The organism is Cellulosimicrobium cellulans (assembly GCF_001722485.1).
GTDB lineage: Bacteria > Actinomycetota > Actinomycetes > Actinomycetales > Cellulomonadaceae > Cellulosimicrobium > Cellulosimicrobium cellulans_A.
In genome coordinates this window covers 1-4,887 of record NZ_LWGL01000207.1, presented here as the reverse complement: position 1 = coordinate 4,887, position 4,887 = coordinate 1, and the positions used below count along the sequence as shown (strand labels likewise).

The following is a 4,887-nucleotide window of genomic DNA, read 5'->3' as shown; positions in this document are numbered from 1 at the left end:
ACGCCTGCTGCACCCCCTCACCCGAGACGTCCCGGGTGATCGAGGGGTTCTCCGCCTTGCGCGCCACCTTGTCGATCTCGTCGATGTAGATGATCCCGGTCTCGGCCTTCTTCACGTCGAAGTCCGCCGCCTGGACCAGCTTCAACAAGATGTTCTCCACGTCCTCACCGACATACCCCGCCTCGGTCAGCGCCGTGGCGTCGGCGATCGCGAACGGCACGTTCAGCATCCGCGCCAACGTCTGCGCCAGGTACGTCTTGCCCGTGCCCGTCGGACCGATCAGCAGAATGTTCGACTTCGCCAGCTCGACGTCGTCGAGCCCGTCGTCGGGCGCATCCTCCCCGGCCTCGGCCGCCTCCGCGGCGGCCGCGGCGGCGCGGATGCGCTTGTAGTGGTTGTGGACGGCGACGGCGAGCGCGCGCTTCGCCGGGTCCTGCCCGACGACGTACGTGCTGAGGTGGGCGAAGATCTCGTGCGGCGTGGGGAGGCGGCCGTCACCGGTGACGACGTCGGTGCTCTCCGGCTCGCGGTCCTCCTCGATCATCTCCAGGCACAGCGCGACGCACTCGTCGCAGATGAAGACGCCTGCAGGGCCGGCGATGAGCCGCTTGACCTGCTTCTGCGACTTGCCGCAGAACGAGCAGGTGAGCGACTCCGCCGCACGAGGGCGACGGGGGCGGTCGCCGGTCGTGCCGCTGCCGTCGGTGGGTGCCACGGGTGCCTCCGGTCAGGTCTGTGCCGAGAGCGCCGATCGTAGCCGCCACCACCCCCACGGCCTGCCGCTACAGCGCCGCGGCACGCCGGTGCCGCAGGGCCTTCACCCAGCCGTCGGCGACGTCCCAGACGGCGATGCTCACGATGACGAGGACGAGGACCGGCAGGAGCCACGTGACCTCGTCGCCACCGGACGCCTCGAGGAACGCCGGGTTGACCAGTCGCCCCTCCGTGGCGAGCCACGCGGCCGGGACGGCGAAGGCGAGCGCGGTGACGGTGTTGGCGGCCGCGAGGCCGACGGTCCATCGCCCACGGGCGTACTTGACGACCTCGATGGCGACGTCGGCCGCGACGATCACGAGCAGCCCGCCCACCCACACCGGCCACAGGCCGGGGTCCAGGACGGTGACGGGGTCGCCGTCGGCCGTGCGGTACCAGGAGTGCGAGCGCTGGACGAACACGGCGGCGACGAGGAGGACGAGGACCGCGAGCGACGCCGCGGTGTCGCCGAGCGACACGTCGCGGCGCTCTCGGACGGCAGGGAGCCGGTCGACGGTCCACGGGCCCGACAGGTCGCTCCGGCGCGTGCGGCGGTCGCGCTCGAGCAGGGCGAACACGAGGGTGGTCCAGAACGCGATCTGGAGGGCGACCACGGCCGTCGTCCACAGGCCGGAGAAGATCGAGCTGCCGACGGCGTCGCCGCCGACGAGAGCGGCCGTCAGCGAGATGATCCCCGGGATCGGCGCGATCCACAGGAGGACCTTCAGCAGGCGCCACCAGTCGAGGTAGAGCTCGGGGCCGATGAGGTAGAGCGGTCGGCCGGCGAGGTCGGCGGCGAGCCGGTCGGGGTCGCCGAGGTCGGTGAGGACGGCGGTCTCGGCCGCCTCGGGGTCGGCGCCGGAGGCGACCTGCGCGTCGACGGCGTCGGCGATGGACGCGCGCAGCTCCTGCTCGATGTCGCTGCGCCGGTCCTCGGGGATGGTCCGCAGCGTCGCGGCGACGTAGCGGTCGGTGAGCGTCATGGCCGGCCTCTCTCGGAGTCGATGGTCTGGAGCCTGCGGGAGATGGTCGTCCACTCGTCGAGCAGTGCGCGGGCGAGGCGCTCGCCGTCGGGGGACGTCCGGTAGAACTTGCGCGGCCGGGCCTCGTCGGTGTTCCACTCGCTGACGAGCAGACCCTGCTTCTCGAGGCGCCGGAGGAGGGGGTAGAGCGTGTTCGCGTCGACGGGGAGGTCGGCCGCGGCGAGCGCCTCGAGCAGCCCGTACCCGTAGCCGGGGGTGCGGAGCATGAGGAGGCTCGCGACGACGACGGAGCCGCGCCGGACCTCCTGGCTGTGCGCGGCGGACATCTCTGGATCGACCATGCGACACACCATAGTGTGTGTTACACAGTATGCACAAGAGGCACAACATCGTGTGCCCGCCGGACCGGTAGACTGGAACGGTTCCAGAGAAGATGTCTCACCCATCTGCGCGCCGCCCGGGAGGCCTCGTGACCGACCTGATCGACACCACCGAGATGTACCTGAAGTCGATCTACGAGCTGCAGGAGGAGGGCATCCCGCCGCTGCGCGCGCGCATCGCCGAGCGGCTCGGCCACTCGGGCCCGACGGTCTCGCAGACGGTCGCACGCATGGAGCGCGACGGGCTCGTCGTCGTGGGCGGCGACCGCCAGCTGGAGCTGACCCCGCTCGGCCAGCAGACGGCCGTCCGTGTCATGCGCAAGCACCGCCTCGCCGAGCGCCTGCTCACGGACGTCATCAAGCTCGACTGGCAGCACGTCCACAACGAGGCGTGCCGCTGGGAGCACGTGATGAGCGACCTCGTCGAGCGCCGGCTCATCCAGCTCCTGGACCACCCCGCGCACGACCCGTACGGCAACCCGATCCCGGGCCTGCGCGAGCTGGGCGAGGAGCTGCCCGAGGTCCAGTACCTCGACGGCGTCGTGTCCCTGCCCGTGCATCTCGCGTCGCAGCGCGTGCCGGTGGGTCAGCAGACGCGCGTCGTGCTCCAGCGCATCGCCGAGCCGGTCCAGGTGGACGACGAGCTGCTCGCCCGGTTCGCCGAGGCGGGGGTGTTCCCGCACCGGCCGCTGGTCGTGACGCCCTCGATCGGTGGCGCCACGGTGTCGGGCGAGGGGTCCGCCACGGTCCTCGACCTGCCCGACGACGTCGCGCGCCACCTCTTCGTCACGGCGGACTGACCGCCGGGGCGGACCAGGCGCCGAGCTTCTCCGGGTTCAGCACGATCCACACGTCGGACACGGCGTCGCCGGCGACGCCGAGGTTCACCACGCCGACGACGGCTCGCGCGCGCTCGAGCACGAGCCCGGTCCCGTCGCCGGTCGTGCGCTCGACGACGACGGTGTCCGGGCTCTTGGCGATCGTCCCCAGCACGAACCGCGCGACGCGGTCGGCACCGAGCACGGGGCGCCGCGCCGCCGTGACGACGCCGCCGCCGTCGGACCGGAGCTCGACGGCGGGGTCGAGCACGGCGAGCAGCGCCGACAGGTCGCCGCCACGGCACGCGTCGACGAAGGTGCGCACGACGGCGTCGTGCCGGGCCCGCGGCGTCGCGACAGCGCGGCCCTCGCGGATCCGTCGCCGCGCGGACGTCGCGAGCTGGCGGCACGCGGCGGGGGAGCGGCCCACGACCTCGGCGACGTCCGCCCACGGGAGCGCGAAGACCTCGTGCAGCACCCAGGCGACGCGCTCGGCCGGCGTGAGGGTCTCCAGCACGACGAGCAGCGCCGTGCTCACGGACTCGTCGAGGCTCACGCGCTCGAGCGGGTCCGGGGAGCCCTCGGCGTGGGCCGGCAGGGGCTCGGGGAGCCACTCGCCCACGTAGTGCTCGCGGCGCCGGCGCGCGGACCCGAGCACGTCGAGGCAGACGCGTCCGGCGACGCGCGTGAGCCACGCGCGCCGCTCGACGATCGCCTCGCGCTCCGCGTCGCTCAGCCGGTAGTAGCGGACGTACGTCTCCTGGACGGCGTCCTCGGCGTCGGCGACCGTGCCGAGCATGCGGTACGCGAGGCCGAGCAGATGTCGTCGTTCGGCCGCGTCCACCCCGTTGACCCCTCTCCGCGTCCCGACCTCACGTCCTGAGGTCCTGTGTCGTCAGACGTGCATGAGGATCACCAGCACACACGTCCCGCCCAGGCCGGCAGCCCACCGGCCGGCAGCTCTCGCCGGCATCCGTCCGCGCCTCGGCGCACCGTACCGCGCGGTGGCGGCATGACCCGGGTCGCGGTCGCCGGCGGGACCGGCACGGTCGGCACGCACGTCGTGACGCGGCTGCAGGAGCTGGGGCACGAACCGCTCGTCCTCAGCCGCTCGCGCGGCGTCGACCTGGTCGCCGGGACCGGGCTGGACCTCCGGGGCGTGGACGCGGTGATCGACGTCGGCGGCGTCACGACGCTCAGCGCGCGCCGGTCCCGGGCGTTCTTCGAGGCGACGACGCGCACGCTGCTCGCCGCCGGGCGCCGCGCCGGGGTGCGGCACCACGTCGCGCTGTCGATCGTCGGCGTCGACGCGGCACCCGGCGGGTACTACGCGGGGAAGGTCGCGCAGGAGCGCGCGGTGCGCGCCGGGACGGTGCCGTGGAGCGTCCTGCGGGCCACGCAGTTCCACGAGTTCGCCGCGCAGACCGTGGAGCGGACGACGCTCGGGCCGCTCGTCCTCGTCCCGCGGATGCGCACGCAGCCGGTCTCGACGTGCGAGCTCGCCGTCGCGCTCGTCGACCTTGCCCTGGGGGACTCCGTCGGCGACGCCGGCGAGCTCGGCGGGCCCCGCGAGGAGCGCCTCGCCGACATGGTGCGCGCCTACCTCGACGCGCGCGGCCGGCGGCAGCGCGTCGTCGAGGTGCGCTTCCCCGGCGCGCTCGGCCGCGCCATGGCGGGCGGCGACCTGCTCCCCGGACCGGGGGCCGCGCTCGGGACCGAGACCTACGCGGAGTGGCTCGCGCGCCGGGGACGCTGACAGGGGCACGGACGCACCGGACCCCGGTCGCGCCCGGTCGGGAGGTCGACCGGTGCGCGACCCGGGGTCCGGCGTCGGCGTGCGGGGTGTCAGGCGGGGACGATGAGCCCGGCCGTCTGGGTCTTCGCGCGCTGGAGGCGGGCCTCGGCGTCGGCCCAGTTGACGAGGTTCCACCAGGCGGTGACGTAGTCGGCGCG

The 4,887-nt window shown here is 73.7% G+C and carries 6 protein-coding genes and 1 pseudogene; 2 read left to right on the top strand and 5 right to left on the bottom strand.

Features of this window, described 5'->3' with window-relative positions:
• The 3 genes from JZ5iCDA_RS15615 to JZ5iCDA_RS15605 form a co-directional block, all read right to left on the bottom strand.
• The coding region (locus tag JZ5iCDA_RS15615; protein ID WP_139123156.1) for a ClpX C4-type zinc finger protein at positions 1-715 on the bottom strand (715 nt) is incomplete at its 3' end.
• Positions 716-782: 67 nt separating this feature from the next.
• Positions 783-1,736 (bottom strand): permease prefix domain 1-containing protein, encoded by a 954-nt coding sequence (locus tag JZ5iCDA_RS15610; RefSeq protein WP_069387985.1) that lies wholly within the window; start codon positions 1,734-1,736, stop codon positions 783-785.
• On the bottom strand, positions 1,733-2,077 hold the full coding sequence (locus JZ5iCDA_RS15605; RefSeq protein WP_069387984.1) for a PadR family transcriptional regulator: 345 nt from the start codon (positions 2,075-2,077) through the stop codon (positions 1,733-1,735). The genes JZ5iCDA_RS15610 and JZ5iCDA_RS15605 overlap by 4 nt, the downstream gene beginning before the upstream one ends.
• A gap of 128 nt (positions 2,078-2,205) precedes the next feature.
• Here JZ5iCDA_RS15605 and JZ5iCDA_RS15600 point away from each other — a divergent pair, with 128 nt between their 5' ends.
• Complete coding sequence (locus JZ5iCDA_RS15600; RefSeq protein ID WP_069387983.1) at positions 2,206-2,916, top strand: metal-dependent transcriptional regulator; 711 nt, start codon at positions 2,206-2,208, stop codon at positions 2,914-2,916.
• On the opposite strand, the gene sigJ is transcribed toward JZ5iCDA_RS15600, so the two are convergent.
• A complete protein-coding gene (gene sigJ, locus JZ5iCDA_RS15595; protein ID WP_069387982.1) occupies positions 2,903-3,778 on the bottom strand; it encodes an RNA polymerase sigma factor SigJ in 876 nt (291 codons plus the stop codon). The two genes, JZ5iCDA_RS15600 and sigJ, sit on opposite strands and share 14 nt — an antisense overlap.
• A 168-nt stretch (positions 3,779-3,946) precedes the next feature.
• Between sigJ and JZ5iCDA_RS15590 the strand changes: the two genes are divergently transcribed.
• A complete protein-coding gene (locus JZ5iCDA_RS15590) occupies positions 3,947-4,690 on the top strand; it encodes an SDR family oxidoreductase (protein ID WP_069387981.1) in 744 nt (247 codons plus the stop codon).
• Between the two features lie 89 nt (positions 4,691-4,779).
• Here JZ5iCDA_RS15590 and JZ5iCDA_RS19785 read toward each other — a convergent pair.
• Positions 4,780-4,887, bottom strand: a pseudogene (locus JZ5iCDA_RS19785) (superoxide dismutase); the annotation flags it as partial.

What these genes read in the sequence shown, in the direction of transcription:
- JZ5iCDA_RS15605 (WP_069387984.1), bottom strand. Translation starts at nt 2,077, where the DNA reads ATGGTCGATCCAGAGATGTCCGCCGCGCACAGCCAGGAGGTCCGGCGC.
- JZ5iCDA_RS15590 (WP_069387981.1), top strand. Translation starts at nt 3,947, where the DNA reads ATGACCCGGGTCGCGGTCGCCGGCGGGACCGGCACGGTCGGCACGCAC.
- JZ5iCDA_RS15610 (WP_069387985.1), bottom strand. Translation starts at nt 1,736, where the DNA reads ATGACGCTCACCGACCGCTACGTCGCCGCGACGCTGCGGACCATCCCC.